This is a genomic window from Curtobacterium sp. PhB146 (assembly GCF_004342995.1).
Lineage (GTDB): Bacteria > Actinomycetota > Actinomycetes > Actinomycetales > Microbacteriaceae > Curtobacterium.
Map to the genome: position 1 here is coordinate 560,416 of NZ_SMBN01000001.1, position 17,408 is coordinate 577,823.

The window sequence follows — 17,408 nt, forward strand, 5'->3', positions numbered from 1 at the left end:
ACCCGGGCCGGGTGAGCCGACCGCTCGATTTCGTTCTGCGAGATCCGTGGGGTAGGCTTTCATCCGGTCTGAGGGGCTATAGCTCAGGCGGTTAGAGCGCTTCGCTGATAACGAAGAGGTCCAAGGTTCAAGTCCTTGTAGCCCCACCAGTTCTTCGGAACACACGACAATTCCATCCCGTCACCGATCACCTCGGTGGCACCCGGGGCCTTAGCTCAGTTGGTAGAGCGCCTGCTTTGCAAGCAGGATGTCGGGAGTTCGATTCTCCCAGGCTCCACTCCACTCCGGGATGACCCTGCTGCGGTCGTTCCTTCCTCCGCCGGATCGTTCCGCCGTGCTCGTCTCGTGCCTTCGGCACGGGCCGCTCCGCGATGGCCGTCTCCGTGGGACGTCGCGCGTTCGTCGTCGTCGTCGTGCGTGCTCGTCGTGCGTGCTCGGTCCGGGCGGGTGTCGGTGCCCCGAGGTCTCGCGGCGCCGAGGTTCCGAAATCTCGGCATCTCGTGCGCTCCAGGGGACGTCCGTGGAACCTCGGCGGCCGGCGTGCGGCATGTCGCGGAACCTCGGCGTCGGCCGGCCGGCCAGTGGGCGCCTGGTCGCAGCCAGCACCCGGGAACGACGAAGGGCCCCGGCGGAGTGCCGGGGCCCTTCGTACGAACCGTGGAGGTCAGGCGGCAGGCTTCTCCGCCGTGTCAGCGTCGTCGGCAACCCACAGGTCGTCGTCGGCGCGGAGCGTCTGGTACGCGGCGTACGCAGCACCAGCAACGGCGACGACGCCGACGATGATGAGCGCGACACCACCGAAGCCGATGCCCTTCTTCTGCTGCGACGGCACGTACTTCACAGCAGCCTTCTTGGCCTTCTTGCCCTTCTTCTGGGCGTTCTTCACGATCTTCTTGACCCGGGGGTCCTTCGCGAGGTCGGTGACGCTCAGCACGGAGCCAGCGGTCGACACCAGTCCGGGGATGACCTCGGACTGGAACTTGTGCGAAGCGTTCTGTGCTGCGGACGTCGCAGCGTGGACCCCGGTCGCGACCGCGGGACGGATCCCGTTGTCGATCGCGTTCTGCACACGAGGGGCGATGTCCTTGCGGGCTGCGTCGGCTGCGTTCGACCGGGCTTCCGCCAGGATCGCGTTCGCGTGCTCGAGGACCTTGCGCTGCTCTCCGAGGAGCGAGGCGGTCTGGCCCTTGAGCTTCTTGATCTGCTTCCGACGCTTGCGCGGGATCTCGATCGTCGTCATCTGGTACCTCCATCGGATCGGCGTGACCCCATCCTGCCACCAGAGTCCCTGACAGGTCACGGAGCCTCACCTGTGGGTCCGGTCCGTACGCAGCCGGTACATGCGAGAATCGGAACATGTCTCTGCACACCGCTGTCGCAACGATCCACACCAACAAGGGCGACATCCGCGTCAACCTGTTCGGCAACCACGCACCGAAGACCGTCAAGAACTTCGTCGACCTCGCCACGGGCAAGCAGGAGTGGACCCACCCGGGTACGGGCAAGGTCTCCACCGACAAGCTCTACGACGGCGTCGTCTTCCACCGCATCATCAAGGACTTCATGATCCAGGGCGGCGACCCGCTCGGCCAGGGCATCGGCGGTCCGGGCTACCGCTTCGACGACGAGATCTCCCCCGAGCTCACGTTCCAGAACCCCTACATCTTCGCCATGGCCAACGCTGGCATCCAGGGCGGCCGTGGCACGAACGGCTCGCAGTTCTTCATCACCACGGTGGCGACGCCGTGGCTGCAGGGCAAGCACACCATCTTCGGTGAGGTCGCCGACGACGAGTCGCGTGCCGTGGTCGACGCCATCGAGGGTGTCCCCACCGACGGCCGTGACAAGCCCGTCGAGGACGTGGTCATCCAGAGCATCGACGTCGAAGGCGTCTGATCCTCACGTGACCGACCAGGCGTACAACCCGAACAACACCTGTTACCGGCATCCGGACCGGCAGAGCTTCGTGCTCTGCCAGCGCTGTGGGCGGACGATCTGCCCGGAGTGCCAGACGCCGGCGGCAGTCGGGGTGCACTGCCCGGAGTGCGTGCGTGAACAGCGCGCACAGTTCGCAGCGAACCGTCGCGCGTCCGGAGCCCCCAGTGGGCTGACGGTCGCGCGACGGCGCTTCGCGATGCTCGACCAGAAGGCGACGGTCGTCATCGTGGCGATCACGGTCGCCATCTGGCTGCTGGACCAGGTGAGTGGCCGGTTCTTCACCAGCCTGCTGGCCTACAACTCGTTCCTCTTGCCCACACAGCCGTGGCGAGTCGTCACCTCCCTGTTCGTGCACTCGGGGATTTTCCACATCCTGTTCAACATGTGGGCGCTGTGGATCTTCGGTCGGATGCTCGAGAACATGCTCGGCACCTGGCGATTCGTCGCGCTGTACTTCATCACGGGGATCTTCGGCTCGATGCTCGTGACGTTCCTCGCTCCCGGAACGACCGTCGTAGGCGCGTCCGGCGCGATCTTCGGGCTCTTCGCGGCGTTCTTCGTGCTGCAGCGGAGCCTCGGGCAGAACGCGGTGCAGCTCCTCGTGATCATGGGGCTCAACCTGGTCGTCGGGTTCCTCCCAGGGATCAACATCTCGTGGCAGGCGCACGTCGGTGGGATCATCGGCGGCTTCCTGGTGGGCTTCGTGTTCGCCAAGACCCGGAACGTCCGGCAGCGGCCCCTGCAGATCGGCCTGCTCGTCGCCACCGCCTTGGCGGGCATCGTGCTCACCGCTGTCGGGTACGCGGTCACCATCGGCTGACCCGACCCGGACACACGTCCACCGAACGCCCCGTCGCATCAGCGGCGGGGCGTTCGTCGTTCCCGGACATCCCTGCGCTCAGCCCGTCGCGTGGCCGCTGTCCCGCGGAAGCGACAGTCTGCCGCCGACCTTTCGGCGACGTCTGACGCTTTCGCAGACAGGACGGCGCAGCCAGCCGCACGTTCGTGGCTTCCGCGACCGAACGGCGGACGGTAGGCACGGTGCCAGGCCGCCACGGGCCTCCAGTCCGCCGTCCACAAGGCGTCCGCAGAGTTATCCACAGGTGTGGAGAAACCGGTGAGTTACACGCGTGTGATTATCCCCATTGTGGACTCAGCTGTGGATAACTCCGGGGTCGGGGTGTGGATGACGATGTGGAGAGTGTGGAGAAGTGTGGAGAACCGCCCGGATCCTCGATGATCTGGGGATCAGCCGCAGCAGGTCCTGTGGAGAACGACAACGCCCGCCGCACCAGATGGTGCGACGGGCGTCGGAGTGTCTCGAGGCTGCGGATCAGCGCCAGCGGGTGGTCATGAGGAAGCCGATGAACATGATGCCGAAGCCGACCAGGATGTTCCACGAGCCGAGGCTCGGCACCGGCAGGGTCGCGTTCGAGATGTAGAAGACGATCACCCAGACGAGGCCGATGAGCATGAAGCCGAACATGACCGGCTTGAACCACACCGGGTTCGGGGCGTCCCCCGCGGTGTCGACCGAGTCGGCTCGGGTCCTCCGGGCGGGCTTGGTGCGGTCCTTGTCACTGGCCATGGCCGGTATCCTACCGTGACCACGTGTGTGGATCGGCCCGCAGACCGCTGCACACATCCCCCACGAGTACGGTGAACCGCCATGACCAGGATCCTCGTCGTCGACAACTACGACAGCTTCGTCTACACGCTGAACGGGTACGTCCAGCAGCTCGGAGCCCAGACGGACGTGGTGCGCAACGACGCCTTCCCCGAGTCGGAGATCGCGGACCGCATCGCCGACTACGACGGCATCCTGCTGTCGCCCGGCCCAGGCACCCCGGCCGACGCCGGCGTCTCGATCCCCACGGTGCACGCGGCGATCGCGTCCGGCACCCCCCTGCTCGGGGTCTGCCTCGGCCACCAGGCGATCGCAGAAGCCCTCGGCGCCACGGTCACGCACGCCGACGAACTCATGCACGGCAAGACCTCGCAGGTCGACCACGACGACAGCACGCTCTTCGCGGGCGTTCCGCACCCGTTCACGGCGACGCGGTACCACTCCCTCGCAATCGTCGACGGCACGGTGCCCGACGAGCTCACCGTCACGGCCCGGACCGGCGGCGGCGTCATCATGGGAGTCCAGCACCGCGCCCACCCGCTGTACGGGGTGCAGTTCCACCCCGAGTCGGTCCTGACCGAGGGTGGCTACCGCATGGTCGGCAACTGGCTCGAGACCACCGGTCTCTCCGGGGCTGCCGAGCGCGCCGACGGCCTCGGCCCGCTCATCGCGACGCATCGCGGCTGACTCGTCAGAGCGCACTCGACGGCGTCGCGTGTCGACGCGCTTGGAGCAGTGGACGCGACGACCTGACGGGCTCGCGGACGCGTGGCGGGGGTGAGCCGGGCCTCCTGGCCGTCAGTGTGCCGACGGGAGGCCCGTCACCGGTCCGTCACGCCGCACGCGTGTGCGTGTGGTCGGCTCGACCGCCGTGGTGGCGTCGTTCCTGATCGGGACGATCAGCGACCGTCGCCGTTGTCCCCGCCGGTGTCCCCGTTGTCTCCACCGTTGTCCCCGTTGTCGCCCTTGTCGTTCCCGTTGTCGGACGACGGAGCGTGGGTCGGCTGGCTCGACGCGGCGCAGTAGGTCAGGGCGACGGCACTGCCCTGGGCGACATCGCCCTGCGGGGTGTCCTGCTGCGTCACGAGGCCACCCGTGCACGAGTACGACGGCGACGGCGTCACGGTGAGGCCGAGCTGCTCGAGCGACGCCTTCGCCTCGGAGAACTGCTGGTTCGTGACGTTCGGCAGCTGCACCTTGCCGTTGGACACCGTGAGGTTGATCACGATGCCCTTGGTGTGGAGCGAACCGGACTCGGGGTCGGAACTCATCACGGTGCCCTCTGGCACGTCGGACGAGTAGTCGGAACTGATCGCGCCGACGCGGAAGCCGGCATCGTCCAGTGCCTGCTGTGCCGCTGCCTGGGACTGCCCGTTCAGCTCGGGGACCGGGACCCGCTCGGGGCCGAGGGAGACGACCACGTTGACGCTGGACTTCCGGCCCACGTTGATGCCGGAGCCCGGGTCGGTGCGGATGACCGTCCCCTTGTCGACCGAGTCGGAGTTCTCCTCGACCTTGACCGCCGTCAGGTCCTTCTTCTCGAGCGCGGTGGACGCGGCGCTGAAGGTCGACCCGGTGACGTTCGGCACGCTCACGGACGACGACACCGGCGGTTTGCCCGGCTGCAGGTTCGCGACGAAGAACACGACCCCGACGATGACCGCGACCGTCAGCAGGATGCCGACCCAGATCCACGCCACCGGCGGACGGTTCTGCGTGCGCTGCGGGCGGTGCTCCGCGGTGTCGTCGTCGAGCTCGCGGAACGCCGCGGCGGGGTTCGACGTGGTGCGCGGGTCGACCCCGAACAGCACCGTCGAGGCGTCGTTCGCCGCGTTCTGCTGGATCTTCTTGGTGGATGCCGGAACTCGGCCCGCAGCGGCCTGCTGCAGGTCCGAGCGGAACTCGGCGGCGTTCTGGAAGCGGCGCGTGCGGTCCTTGACCAGGGCGTGCAGGGTCACGGCATCGAGTGCCGGGGACACCTCTGGTGTGATCGACGACGGGGCGACGGGCTGCTCGCTGACGTGCTGGTAGGCCACCGCCACCGGGGTGTCACCGAGGAAGGGCGCGCGGCCGGTGAGCAGCTCGAACAGCACGACACCGGTGGAGTAGATGTCCGTACGGGCGTCGACGGTCTCGCCACGGGCCTGCTCCGGCGAGAAGTACGACGCAGTGCCGAGGATCGACGTGGTCTGCGCGACCGTGGCGGAGGTGTCGGTGATGGCTCGGGCGATGCCGAAGTCCATGACCTTGACCTGGCCGCTGTGCGTGACCATGACGTTGGCGGGCTTGATGTCGCGGTGCACGACGCCGGCGCGGTGGGAGTACTCGAGCGCGGTGAGGATGCCCTCGGTGATGCGGACGGCCTCGGCCGGAGCGACGGCGCCCTCGGCGATGATGTCGGAGAGCGGGCGGCCCTCGACGTACTCCATCACGATGAAGGGGACCTGCACCTCGGCGCCCGAGGTCTCGGTCACGGTCTCTTCGCCGGCGTCGTACACGCGGACGACCGTGGGGTGCGCCATACGTGCGGCGGCCTGGGCTTCCTGCCGGAACCGGGTGCGGAACGCCGGGTCGTTGGCCAGGCTCGGCTTCAGGAGCTTCACCGCGACCTTGCGACCGAGACGGGTGTCGTTGCCGAGGTGCACGGTTGCCATGCCGCCTCGGCCGATGACATCACCGATCTCGTAACGGTTGGCGAGGAGGGTGATCCCCGCGGTCACACCTTCTGGCACGTACTCCTCCGTCTGTCCGTCCGGGCTAGTGTACGGCAGCACCACCTGGTGAGACGCTGGTCAGGGAGGGGTCGACCGAACCGTTACCGAACGGTGTCGACAGTCCCCGTCCGGGGGTCGTTCAGTTGCCGTCCATCGGGGCGTCGGTCGGGTCGATGCCGTCGTTCGGGTCGGTCGTGGGCTCCTCGGTGGGCTCGGTCCAGGTGACCTGCGCCCCGGGCGACGAGTCGGAGACGACCGCGGTGCCGGACTGCGGCGACTTGCACGTCACCTTGTACGACAGGGTCACCGTGCCGGACTGCGCCGCCGCGACGGTGACCGCCGTGCCGGAGGTCGAGCCCGAGCTGCTGCCGTTCGACGGGACCGTGCCGTTGTCGATCGTGTACGTGTAGCTCACGTCGGAGTACCCGGCGGGGCACTTGTCGTAGGACGGCCAGCTGAACGTGACGCGGCCGGAGTCGCTCACGGATCCACCGGTCGCACGCTCGGGTGCCTCGGCGGTCAGCACGTCGCCGAACGCCTTGATCGTCACCGTCGTGCCCTGCTCGAGGCTGCCCTCGGGGCTGAGCGACTCGACGGTGCCGACCTGGTCGGAGGACGTCGCGTTCGAACCGGCGACGACCTCGGCGACCAGGCCCCGACCGCGGAGCTGGTTCGCGACCTGCTCCGCGTTCTGGCCCGTGTAGTCGGCTGCCGACACCGTCACGCGGGTGTCGACCGGCGTCTGGGACGGGGTCTCGGACGGTGTCGTGGTCGGACGCGGGGTCCTCGACGCGGAGTTCGAGGGGGTCGGGTCCGGGTCGGCCGCACCGTTCAGCGCGAACGCTCCGACGACACCGGCGATCGCGAGCACCACGACGATGCCGACGACCCACCAGATCCAGGCCCGCTTCTTCTTCAGTTCCTCGGGCTCGTCCGTCGCCGGGGAGCGCGGTCCGACGGGTCCACCGGCACCACCGGCGGCCGCACCGGACTGGGTGCCGAGCAGCGCGGTGGCAGCGTCGTTGCCCTGACCCTGCGGCGGGTTGAACGCGACGGTGCCGCCCTGGGCGATGGCGGGGACGGCGACGGTGGCTGCTGCGACGTCACCACGGCGGAGCGCCTGTGCGGCGCGCGCCAGGTTGGCGGCGGTGGCGGGACGATCGGCGGGCTTCTTCGCGATGCACGAGATCACGAGGGCGGCGACGGGCTCGGGGATGTCCCCGGGCAACGCCGGCGGCTGCTCGTTGATGTGCGCCATCGCGATCGCGACCTGCGACTCACCCGTGAAGGGACGACGACCCGCCAGCGCCTCGTACGCGACGATGCCGAGCGAGTAGATGTCGGTCGACGGCGACGCCGGGTGCCCGCTCGCCTGCTCGGGCGACAGGTACTGCACGGTGCCCATGACCTGGCCGGTCGCGGTCAGCGGGACCTGGTCGGCGATGCGTGCGATGCCGAAGTCGGTGATCTTGACGCGGCCGTCCGGCGTGATGAGCAGGTTGCCGGGCTTGATGTCGCGGTGCACGAGACCGACCGCGTGCGCGGCCTGCAGGGCGTTCGCGGTCTGCGCGACGATGTCCAGGACCTTGTCGACCGGCAGCGTGTGCTCGCGCTCGATCATGGTCGAGAGCGCTTCGCCGGGGACGAGCTCCATCACGAGGTAGGCGCTGCCGTCCTCTTCGCCGTAGTCGAAGACGTTGGCGATGCCCTCGTGGTTGACGAGCGCAGCGTGCCGGGCCTCGGCGCGGAAGCGCTCGAGGAACCCGGGGTCGCCGAGGTACTCGTCCTTGAGGATCTTGAGTGCGACGGTTCGGCCGATGACGAGGTCGGTGGCCTGCCACACCTCTCCCATGCCGCCGATGGCGACCCGGGACGAGAGCTGGTACCGCCCACCGAAGGTGAGTCCGCTGGTGGGTCTCATTTGTTCAGCACCGCCTCCATGACTTTCTTCGCGACCGGGGCCGCGACTGTGTTGCCGACTCCCGACTGGCCGAGCCCGCCGCCGTCTCCGACGACGACCGCCACGGCGACCTCCGGGTCCTTCGCGGGCGCGAACCCGGTGAACCAGAGGGTGTAGGGATCGCCTGTTCCGCCCTCGGCCGTGCCCGTCTTCCCTGCGACGTCGACACCGTCGATCTTGGCATTCGTTCCGGTCCCGGCGTTCACGACGCTCTGCATGGCCTCGGTGAGGTCAGCGGACTCGGAGGAGGACAGCGGATCACTGTACTGCCTCGGGGAGAAGGACTCGACCGTCTTCAGGTCGCTCGTGGTGATCGAGTCGACGAGCGAGGGCTGCATGACCTTGCCGCCGTTCGCGATGCCGGCCGACACCATGGCCATCTGCAGCGGGGACACCCGGACGCTCGCCTGGCCGAACGCGCTGAGCATGAGCTGCGCGGTGGAGTCGACCTCGGGGTACTGGCTGGCGGTCGCGGACATCGGGACCTCGATGGCGTCACCGAAGCCGTACTTGTCGGCCATGCTCTTGATCGCGTCGTACCCGAGCTTCTGTCCGAGCTCGGCGAACGGGATGTTGCACGAGTACTGGATGGCCGTGCGGAGCTTGACCTTGTCGCCGCCCCCGCACGTGCCGCCCTCGGCGTTGTTGATGTACGAGCTCGTGCCGGGGAGCTGCAGGCGCGACGGGTTCGGGAACGTCGAGTCGAGGTTGTACTTGCCGCCCTCGAGCGCCGCCGATGCGACGACGAGCTTGAAGACGGATCCGGGCGTGTACAGGTCGCCGCCGATCGCGCGGTTCTGCAGCGGGGACGACGAGGCGCCGAGCAGGGCGTCGTACTGCTCCTTGACCTTCGCGGTGTCGTGCGAGGTGAGGGTGTTCGGGTCGTAGCTCGGCTTCGAGACCATCGCGAGGATCTTGCCGGTCTTCGGCTGGATGGCCACGACGGCGCCGCTGTTCGTGCCGAGGGCGTCGTACGCGGCCTGCTGCACGGCGGGGTCGATCGTCAGGTTGACGTTGTCGCCCTGGACGTCCTGGCCGGTGAGGATCGAGTTGAGGTTCTGGAAGAACGAGGCGTCCGAGTTGCCGGACAGCACGGTGTTCTCCGCGCTCTCGATGCCGGTGTTGCCCTGGCCGATGGTGAAGTAGCCGGTGACCGCCGAGTACAGGTCGCCGTTCGTGTACTTGCGCTGGTACTCGTACTGGTCGTCCACGGGGGTCGACTCGGCGATCGGGCTGCCGTCGACGAGGATCGCACCGCGCTTGGTCGAGTAACTGTCCAAGATGGTGCGTGAGTTGCGGGAGTCGGCGCGGAGCGTGTCCGCCGAGAAGAACTGGATCGAGGTCGTCGACACGAAGAGTGCGACGAACATGAGCACGATGACGGTCGAGACACCGCGGAGCTGTCGGTTCATCGACGACGCTCCTTCCTGGTCGCGCGCGCGGACCGCCCGCTCGCGGCGGGGATCGCGCCCTGCTGGACGCGTTGTTCGGCTGGGATGGAATCGGTGAGTCGCAGCAGCATCGCGGCGATGATCCAGTTGGCGATGAGCGAGGAACCACCCGCGGCCATGAACGGCGTGGTCAGGCCGGTCACCGGGATCACGCGGGTGATGCCACCGACGACGACGAACACCTGCAGGGCGATCACGAAGCCGAAGCCGACGCCGAGCAGCTTGCCGAAGTCGTCCTGCGCCATGAACCCGACGCGGATGCCGCGCGAGGCCAGCACGATGAAGAGCGCCAGGATCGCGAAGACGCCGATCAGGCCGAGCTCCTCGCCGAGCGAGGCGATGATGTAGTCCGCGTTGGCGACGGGCGTGATGTAGGGGCGCCCCTGGCCGAGGCCGGTGCCGGTGATGCCGCCGTTCGCGAAGCCGAACAGTCCCTGCACGAGCTGGTAGCTCGCCTGGGTGTCGCGGCTGAAGACCTCTTGGTTGAACGGGTCGAGCCACTGCTCGAACCGGCCGTGCACGTACTCGAGGACGCTCTGCGCGACCAGGGCGCCGCCGACGAACAGCACGAGGCCGATGGCCACCCAGCTGATCCGCGCGGTCGCGACGTAGATCATCACGAGGAAGAGGCCGAAGTACAGCAGCGCCGTGCCGAGGTCGCGCTGGAAGACGAGGACCGCCATCGCGGCGCCCCACATCACCAGGATCGGGCCGAGGTCTCGGGCACGCGGGAACGTCATGCCGAGGAACTTCTTGCCGACGATCGACAGCGAGTCGCGCGCGGTGACGAGGTACCCGGCGAAGAACAGCGCCATGGTGATCTTCGCGAGCTCGCCCGGCTGGAACGAGAACGGTCCGACGCGGATCCAGACCCGTGCTCCGCCGGGCGCGTAGCCGATGCCGGGGAGCATCGGCAGCAGCAGCAGCGCGATCGTCAGGAACATGAAGATGTAGCGGTAGCGCTGCAGGAACCGGTGGTTCCGGACCAGCAGCAGCGTGATGATCGCCAGGACCATCGCGAGCATCGTCCAGACGATCTGCTTCACACCGATGGCGTCCCAGCCGGTCAGGCCGTTGTGGACGTCGATGCGGTAGATCTCCGCGATGCCGATGCCGTTCAGGACGAGTGCGATCGGAAGGACGAACGGGTCGGCGTTCTTGGCGACGACCCGCAGCACGACGTGCATCACGAGCCCCAGCCCGAGGATGCCCCCGCCGACCCACAGCACCGAGGTGTCGAACAGTCGCCCCTTGGTGCCGAGCTGCACGAGCACCATCGCGCCGGCGCAGATGCCGCAGGCGATGACGAGCAGCACGAGCTCGAGGTTCCGAGCACGTGCGGGTTCACGGAGCTTGATCGTGATCGCCTGCGTGAACGACTGGGCGGTGGCGTTGCTCATCGCGAGCCCCGGGTCGGGGACGGCGTGGGCGTCGACGACCGGGTCGGTGACGGCGAGGGTGACGAGGTGGATCCGCCGTCACCGCCGGTACCGGCTTGGTCCTGCCCGGTCTCGGCGGCCTTGCGCAGTCGGTCGACGATGTCCCGCGCGTCGTCGAGCGACTGCGCGTTGATCGTCGAGCGGACGTTCTCGCGGGTGTAGTCCGGGAGCATCGACACGGTGATGTCGGTGTCCTCGTAGACGTCCGACAGCGCCAGTGGTCCGATCGACTGCTGGACGCCCTTGTAGATCGCGACCGTGCCGCGGTCGGTGCCGACGTAGTAGTGGTCCTGGGTGATCCGCCAGCCGAGGAACACGGCCCCGACCAGGGCAGCGACCGCCACCACGAGCGCGACCGTCCACGAGACCCGGCGTCGGATGCGGCGTCGGCGGTCCTCGGCGATGAGTTCCGCGAAGAACTGGTCGGACTCGGGCTCGAAGTGCGAGTCCTCCGGGGCGGTGGTGACCTTGAGCGGGTGCAGCAGGATCGTGGGGAGGCGGATCGGCTTGCGACCGGTCGACGCCTCGAAGGTCAGGGGAGCGGCCGCGGACCCGACGGTGGTGGCCGCGTCGTCGTCGTCGTCGACCTCGTCCGCGGTGACGTCCATGACGACGACGGTGACGTTGTCGGGGGCGCCGTGGTCGAGGGTCTCCTTGACCAGGCGCTGCGTGACCTGGTTGGCGTCCATGTTCGACGCCAGGGCGTGCCGGATGCGCTCTTCGGCCAGGTACGACGACAGGCCATCGGAGCACAGCAGCCAGCGGTCGCCCGGCTGGATGTCCATGATCGCGGTGTCGACCTCGGGTGCCGCATCCACGTCGCCGAGCACCCGCATGAGCACCGAGCGACGGGGGTGGACCGCGGCTTCCTCCGGGGTGATCCGGCCGCTGTCGACCAGGCGCTGCACGAAGGTGTGGTCCGACGTGATCTGCTGCAGCTCGCCGTCACGGTGGCGGTAGATGCGCGAGTCACCGATGTGCGCGATCGCGATCTGCTCGCCGACCCGGATCATCGCGGACACCGTGGTGCCCATGCCGGTCAGTTCCTGGTGTTCGAAGACCGTCTCGGTGATGAGCTGGTTCGCCGCGATCAGGGCCGACTGCAACGCGAACTCGGCGTCGTGGGCCGAGGGGAACTCGCGGTCCACCTCCCTGATGCGCCGGATCGCGATCGCCGAGGCGACGTCGCCGCCGGCGTGCCCACCCATGCCGTCCGCGACCGCGAACAGGTGCGCCCCGGCGTAGCCGGAGTCCTGGTTGTTCGCGCGGATGCGGCCCACGTGGGACACAGCGGCGCTCAACGTGCGAGCGGTCATGCCGGGTTACCGCCGCAGCTCGAACGTCGTCGTCCCGATCGTGATCGGCGTGCGCTCCGCGACGATCAGGGGAGCGCTCACCTTCTGACCGTTGACGAAGGTGCCGTTCGTGGACTCGAGGTCGGTGAGGAGCCAGCCGTCGGCGCGCAGGTCGAGCCGGGCGTGGTTGGTCGAGGTGTAGTCGTCGCGGATCACGACGTTGGACTCGCTGGAGCGGCCGATCGTGATCGGCCCGCCGCCGAGCGGCATCTCCATGCCCTCACGCGCACCCTCGGTGATCACGAGGCGCACCGCTGCCGGCGAGGGCGACTGCGTCGCCGCCGTGGGTTGCCCGATCAGGTCGGTGAACGCACCACCCGAGGCCGCTGCCGGCGCCGCCGCTGCGGGGATCGTCGGGGTCGTCGGGCCGGAGGGAGCCGACTTGGAATCCGTGGGGATCGTGCGCACGCGCTGGCCGAAGAGATCACTGCGCAGGGCGAAGACGATCACGAAGACGAACAGCCAGAGCACCGCGAGGAACGCGAAGCGCAGGACGAGCAGGGTCAGGCCTGTGGTCATCGAGCACCTCCGTCGTTCTCCGGGATCACCCGGAACACCATACGGGTACGACCGATCTCGATGGTGGAGTCCGGCTCCACGATCGCCTGTTGGAAGTGCTGTCCGTTCAGCTTCGAGCCGTTCGTCGAGCCCAGATCCGTGGCCTGGGCGTGCTTGCCGTCCCACAGGACCTCGACGTGCTTCCGGCTCGTCCCGGTGTCCGCGATGGTGATGTCGGCGTCGCTGCCACGGCCGATCACGGTGCGTCCGCGCTGCAGGCGGTGGCGCTGCGAGCCGATGTCGAGCACGGCGATCCAGGCGACGTCGCGCTGCACCGTGGTGGAGTCGATCTGCAGGATGCCGGTCGACAGGGTGCCGTCCTGCTGCAGCCGGATGGTGACCGGTCCGGAGAACGAGTAGTTCTGCGCGACGGCGTGCTGGTGGGCCATCTGCGTGAGTTCGTCGATGAGCGGACGACCGACGTCGTTCATGCGCGTGAAGTCCGGCGGCGCGAGGCGCACGGTGAACTCGTTCGGCACCAGGATGCGCTCTCGCGACACCACGGCGGCCTTCGTGTCGAGCTCACGGCGCAGGGCGCTGGAGATCTCGACCGGCTGCACACCGGAGCGGAAGGTCTTCGCGAACGCGCCGTTCACGGCGCGCTCCAGCCCTCGCTCGAAGTTGTCCAGCAGGCCCATGTGTCTCCAGAGTCGTCGGTCGTCAACCACTGCATGGTAGTGGTTGGCGCAGGGGGCAGTCTGTGCGTGGTAGTGTTTTGGGGCTGGCGCGAGTGGCGGAATTGGTAGACGCGCACGGTTCAGGTCCGTGTGCTGGAAACGGCGTGGGGGTTCAAGTCCCCCCTCGCGCACCAGGCGAAACAGCGAAAGGCCCCGGAGGAATCCGGGGCCTTTCGTGTTCCCCCAGGTCCGCCGGGGGCGGCCGTCGCCGGTGGGCGGATCAGGTCCGATCAGCGTCCGTCGCGTGGTCGGGATCCGGCCAGGAGGCGCGGCTCGAGCCCGACACGCCGGGTCCGGAGAACCCGTGGTCGGTTCTTCCCGCATCGCTCGGTGCGAAGAACGGGCGCGCGCTGGGCAGGAAGAGGAGGACCGCGGCGACGACCGACAGCGCGATCGTCAGGAGTCCGAGTTCGCCGCTCGTGAGGCTGAGCACCGCACGGGCCGCGGCGATGACGACCAGCGCGATGCGTGCCACCCGCGAACCGGCGGCCGTGCGGACGACCGCCCACCCGACGAGTCCCCAGACCACGATGGCGACGAGCACCGTCAGGACCGTGCCGATGGCGTTGCCGCCCGTTCCCGCCACGAACTGCAGGACGGTCGCCACCAGGCAGACCGCGACCCAGACGAGCCAGAGCACGAACGACACGGTGACCACCTGCGGTCGGTCCGGGCGACGGGTGAACGGTGTCCTGGTCATGGCTGCACGGTACCGGGCGGGCAGGTCGTGCGAGCAGCCGCCCCGCTAGCGTGACCAGGTGACCGATGATCGTGCAGCAGCCCCTCGTCCCGGTGTCGACGTCCCCGATGCCCGTGGGCGGACCGGACTCGACGCCGTCGGCCGTGACCTCGACCGCAACCCCGACGTCGTCGTGCGGGACGTCGAGGTCGTGTCGGACGGCTGGCACGTGCTCCGTCGCACCACGCTCGACGTCCGGCGCCGGGACGGCCGGTGGGACCGACAGCAGCGGGAGACCTACGACCGCGGGAACGGCGCCACCGTGCTGCCGTACGACGCCGAGCGCCGTACGGTCCTGCTCACCCGGCAGTTCCGGTGGCCGGCGTACGTGAACGGGCACCCGGACGGCATGCTCATCGAGGCAGCGGCGGGGCTGCTCGACGAGGACGACCCCGAGACCGCCGTCCGCCGCGAGGCCGCCGAGGAGCTCGGCATCCGGCTGGGCGACCTGGTGCGCGTCGGCGACGTCTTCATGAGCCCCGGTTCGGTCACCGAGCGTGTCCACTTCTACGTCGGTGCCTACACACCGGCGGACCGGGTCGAGGCGGGCGGCGGGGTCGAGGACGAGGGCGAGGACATCGAGGTGCTCGAGCTGGCACTCGACGAGGCGCTCGCGATGGTCGAGGACGGCCGGATCGCCGACGGCAAGACGATCATGCTGCTGCAGTGGGTGGCACTGCGGTCAGTGGCACCGCGGCGGGTGTCACCCCGACAGGGCTGAGCCGTCCAGGCCCACCGCTCGGGCGATCGTCGCGCGGACCAGGCCCTCGCGGGTCGGGCGGTCGAGGTAGTCGACCAGTGCGTACCCGTTGGTGGCGTCGACGAGCGCGAAGAGCAGGCGTCCCACGCCGTCCGGGTCGTCGGTCCGCAGCACGCCCGCGCGCACCCCGTCGACGACGACCGTGGTCGCGAGGAGCTGCCAGTCGTCCATGACGTCCCGTGCCGCGGTCGCCAGTGCCGCGTTCGTGCGGCCGATGCTCCACGCGTCGGCCCACAGGGTGGCGACGTCGTCGCGCGCGGGATCGGCGATGCAGCCGAGCAGGGTGCGGAGGCCGGAGACGGGGTCGGGCGCAGCGGCGACGATCGCGCGGACCTCGGCGACCTCGGCTGTCGCGACGGTGCGGAACGTCTCGCCGACCAGGTCCTCCATGCTCGGGCGGTAGTGGGCTACGAGCGACGGCGCGACCCCGATCACGGCGGCGACTCCGCGGAGCGTCACCGCCGCGAGGCCCTCGGCGCGCGCCAGGTCGACGGCGGCCGCCGCGATCTGGGATCCGCGTTCGGCCGGGCTGAGGCGCCGGCGGGCCGGTGTCGTCGGCATCGTCCCACCGTATCCGCGCGTCACGCGCCCTCGACGACGAAGGCCGCCCACAGGTCGGCACGGGTCGCGAAGACGGTGAGGTCGCGGTCGAGGAGCCGGCCGGCGTGCTCGACCCGGGAGCGTGCGGTGTGGCGGTGGATGCCGAGCACCTGGGCGGCGCGGTCGTACTCGCAGTTCTGCTCGAGCCAGGCGCGGACGGTGCGGGTGAGCTCGGTGCCCGCCGACCGGTCGTGTTCGAGCAGGGGAGCGAGGAACGCGCGGGCGACGGCGCCGGCGTCCACGTCGACGTGGGCCAGGTGTGCGAGGACGCCCTCCCGGGCGAGGTCGCCGAACTCGGTGGTGCCCGGTCGTCCTTCGCGCCGACGGTCCAGGGCCTGCACGGCCTCGGTGCGAGCGCGGCCGAACGACCGGTACGCAGCACCGTCCGACAGGCCGGCCCGGAGGTCGAAGCGCCCGACCAGTTCCTCGACGATCGCGGTGTCGTCGGCGCTCACGCACAGGAAGAGGGCGTCGTCGACGGCGAAGAAGAGCTGTCCGGGCCGGTCCTGCACCCACAGTTCGAGCAGGTCGACGACGGTGTCGAGATCGTGGTCGTCGACGTCGAGGGCCGCGATCCGGACGGGTTCGGCGGGCAGGGGACCCCACACCTCGCGCGACGTCGACTGGACCACCTCCGGATCGCCGACCGAGAGCATGGTGAGCAGGCCGGTGCGCAGGAGCCCGCGTGCCCGGGCCAGCTCACGGTTCTGCTGCAGCGCGAGTCCGGCGAGGGCGATGACGGACGTCACCACCTCACGACCGGCGCGGTCGAGCGCACCGCCGTTCGCGATCGCGAGCACGCCGCTCAGGTGGCCTCCGCTGCCGAGGGTCTGCAGGGTGAACCCGGTGTGGTGCTCGGTGGTCACCGGCAGGCTCGCCCGCTGTCCCGCGCGCAGCAGGCGCAGCGCCTCGGTCCGGAGCAGCTCGAGGTCCTGGGCGGGCACGCCGTCCGCCGGGTGCCCGCGGTCGAGCCGTCCCGACACGTCGAAGAGCCCGACCCAGCCGCCGAGCTGCCCGGAGAGCTCGGCGATCGTCGCCCCGAGCCCGTCCGGGCGCATCGCTGCGAGCGAGATCGCCCGCTGTGCGGCGAGGGCCCAGGCGTTCCGGGCGTTCGCGTCACGGGCGACCGCTTCGGCGTTCGCCTGCGCGACCGCGATGAACGAGGTCTCGTAGGGCACCTCGAACAAGGGGAGTCCGTACTGCGAACAGGCGGCGACGAGGGCGTCCGGGGTGCCGGCGCGGACGACCTCGGTGCCGAACCCGAGTGCGACGACGCCCCGCTCGACGAGTCGGCGGACGTAGGGGCCGGCGACGTCCTCCGGGACCTCGGCCTCGGCGCCGAACTGGGTGCCCGTGGTCAGCAGTCCCTGCCCGTCGGCCAGGAACGGCGTCGGGTCCTCGAGGTCGGAGCTGTGCAGCCACGACAGCGGTGCGTCGAGGGCGTCCGTGTCCGCGTCGGTCAGCGGGCGGAGGCGGAGGTCGGCACGGTGCAACAGGGAACGCAGCGTCGCGGGCATGGGAGCACCTTATCCACCGGGGCGATCGGGCCGGTGCTCGATGTACACGGTGGACAGCCGCCGTGGTCACCGC

At 69.4% G+C, this 17,408-nt stretch carries 16 protein-coding genes and 3 tRNA genes; 7 read left to right on the top strand and 12 right to left on the bottom strand.

All coding sequences use genetic code 11. From position 1 onward, the window contains the following. Nucleotides 1–72 precede the first annotated feature (72 nt). A tRNA-Ile gene (locus tag EDF33_RS02760) sits at nucleotides 73–149 on the top strand. 55 nt (nucleotides 150–204) lie between these two features. Continuing rightward, a tRNA-Ala gene (locus EDF33_RS02765) sits at nucleotides 205–277 on the top strand. 387 nt (nucleotides 278–664) lie between these two features. Here EDF33_RS02765 and EDF33_RS02770 read toward each other — a convergent pair. Further along, a complete protein-coding gene (locus EDF33_RS02770) occupies nucleotides 665–1,240 on the bottom strand; it encodes a hypothetical protein (RefSeq protein WP_111083687.1) in 576 nt (191 codons plus the stop codon). 116 nt (nucleotides 1,241–1,356) lie between these two features. On the opposite strand from EDF33_RS02770, the gene EDF33_RS02775 reads away from it, so the two are divergent. Both EDF33_RS02775 and EDF33_RS02780 read left to right on the top strand, forming a co-directional pair. Then, on the top strand, nucleotides 1,357–1,896 hold the full coding sequence (locus EDF33_RS02775; protein WP_111083688.1) for a peptidylprolyl isomerase: 540 nt from the start codon (nucleotides 1,357–1,359) through the stop codon (nucleotides 1,894–1,896). 238 nt (nucleotides 1,897–2,134) lie between these two features. Further along, nucleotides 2,135–2,758: a rhomboid family intramembrane serine protease gene (locus EDF33_RS02780; protein ID WP_243692335.1), complete on the top strand. Its 624-nt coding sequence runs from the start codon at nucleotides 2,135–2,137 to the stop codon at nucleotides 2,756–2,758. Nucleotides 2,759–3,271: 513 nt separating this feature from the next. Here EDF33_RS02780 and EDF33_RS02785 read toward each other — a convergent pair. Beyond that, on the bottom strand, nucleotides 3,272–3,526 hold the full coding sequence (locus EDF33_RS02785; protein ID WP_123292935.1) for a cell division protein CrgA: 255 nt from the start codon (nucleotides 3,524–3,526) through the stop codon (nucleotides 3,272–3,274). An 81-nt stretch (nucleotides 3,527–3,607) separates the two neighbouring features. On the opposite strand from EDF33_RS02785, the gene EDF33_RS02790 reads away from it, so the two are divergent. Further along, entirely contained in the window at nucleotides 3,608–4,252 is a 645-nt protein-coding gene (locus EDF33_RS02790) for a gamma-glutamyl-gamma-aminobutyrate hydrolase family protein (protein ID WP_123937125.1), read from the top strand. Between the two features lie 212 nt (nucleotides 4,253–4,464). Here EDF33_RS02790 and pknB read toward each other — a convergent pair whose 3' ends face one another. From pknB to EDF33_RS02825, 7 genes are all read right to left on the bottom strand, one after another. Then, the gene (gene pknB / locus EDF33_RS02795) at nucleotides 4,465–6,285 is read right to left on the bottom strand and encodes a Stk1 family PASTA domain-containing Ser/Thr kinase (protein WP_123937617.1); all 1,821 of its coding nucleotides are present in this window, start codon (nucleotides 6,283–6,285) and stop codon (nucleotides 4,465–4,467) included. A gap of 133 nt (nucleotides 6,286–6,418) precedes the next feature. Beyond that, nucleotides 6,419–8,200 (bottom strand): serine/threonine-protein kinase, encoded by a 1,782-nt coding sequence (locus EDF33_RS02800; protein WP_132099241.1) that lies wholly within the window; start codon nucleotides 8,198–8,200, stop codon nucleotides 6,419–6,421. Beyond that, nucleotides 8,197–9,651: a penicillin-binding protein 2 gene (locus EDF33_RS02805; RefSeq protein ID WP_111083694.1), complete on the bottom strand. Its 1,455-nt coding sequence runs from the start codon at nucleotides 9,649–9,651 to the stop codon at nucleotides 8,197–8,199. The genes EDF33_RS02800 and EDF33_RS02805 overlap by 4 nt, the downstream gene beginning before the upstream one ends. Next, nucleotides 9,648–11,090: an FtsW/RodA/SpoVE family cell cycle protein gene (locus EDF33_RS02810; protein WP_132099242.1), complete on the bottom strand. Its 1,443-nt coding sequence runs from the start codon at nucleotides 11,088–11,090 to the stop codon at nucleotides 9,648–9,650. The genes EDF33_RS02805 and EDF33_RS02810 overlap by 4 nt, the downstream gene beginning before the upstream one ends. Next, nucleotides 11,087–12,445, bottom strand: coding sequence for a Stp1/IreP family PP2C-type Ser/Thr phosphatase (locus EDF33_RS02815; RefSeq protein WP_131845063.1), 1,359 nt, complete (start codon nucleotides 12,443–12,445; stop codon nucleotides 11,087–11,089). Before EDF33_RS02815 ends, EDF33_RS02810 begins: the two co-directional genes overlap by 4 nt. 6 nt (nucleotides 12,446–12,451) lie before the next feature. Next, nucleotides 12,452–13,003 carry an FHA domain-containing protein gene (locus EDF33_RS02820; RefSeq protein ID WP_111083697.1) on the bottom strand — a complete coding sequence of 184 codons (552 nt, stop codon included), beginning with the start codon at nucleotides 13,001–13,003 and terminating at the stop codon, nucleotides 12,452–12,454. Further along, complete coding sequence (locus tag EDF33_RS02825) at nucleotides 13,000–13,680, bottom strand: DUF3662 and FHA domain-containing protein (RefSeq protein ID WP_123292929.1); 681 nt, start codon at nucleotides 13,678–13,680, stop codon at nucleotides 13,000–13,002. Before EDF33_RS02825 ends, EDF33_RS02820 begins: the two co-directional genes overlap by 4 nt. Nucleotides 13,681–13,766: 86 nt before the next feature. Between EDF33_RS02825 and EDF33_RS02830 the strand changes: the two genes are divergently transcribed. Then, nucleotides 13,767–13,853 (top strand) — tRNA-Leu (locus EDF33_RS02830). Nucleotides 13,854–13,939: 86 nt separating this feature from the next. Here the strand turns inward: EDF33_RS02830 and EDF33_RS02835 are convergent. After that, nucleotides 13,940–14,419 (bottom strand): hypothetical protein, encoded by a 480-nt coding sequence (locus tag EDF33_RS02835; RefSeq protein WP_132099243.1) that lies wholly within the window; start codon nucleotides 14,417–14,419, stop codon nucleotides 13,940–13,942. Nucleotides 14,420–14,477: 58 nt separating this feature from the next. On the opposite strand from EDF33_RS02835, the gene EDF33_RS02840 reads away from it, so the two are divergent. Further along, nucleotides 14,478–15,179, top strand: coding sequence for an NUDIX domain-containing protein (locus EDF33_RS02840; RefSeq protein WP_131920786.1), 702 nt, complete (start codon nucleotides 14,478–14,480; stop codon nucleotides 15,177–15,179). Here EDF33_RS02840 and EDF33_RS02845 read toward each other — a convergent pair. Both EDF33_RS02845 and EDF33_RS02850 read right to left on the bottom strand, forming a co-directional pair. Continuing rightward, the gene (locus EDF33_RS02845; protein WP_132099244.1) at nucleotides 15,162–15,779 is read right to left on the bottom strand and encodes a TetR family transcriptional regulator; all 618 of its coding nucleotides are present in this window, start codon (nucleotides 15,777–15,779) and stop codon (nucleotides 15,162–15,164) included. The two genes, EDF33_RS02840 and EDF33_RS02845, sit on opposite strands and share 18 nt — an antisense overlap. 20 nt (nucleotides 15,780–15,799) lie before the next feature. Beyond that, nucleotides 15,800–17,335 carry a PucR family transcriptional regulator gene (locus EDF33_RS02850; protein WP_132099245.1) on the bottom strand — a complete coding sequence of 512 codons (1,536 nt, stop codon included), beginning with the start codon at nucleotides 17,333–17,335 and terminating at the stop codon, nucleotides 15,800–15,802. Between the last annotated feature and the right edge of the window lie 73 nt (nucleotides 17,336–17,408).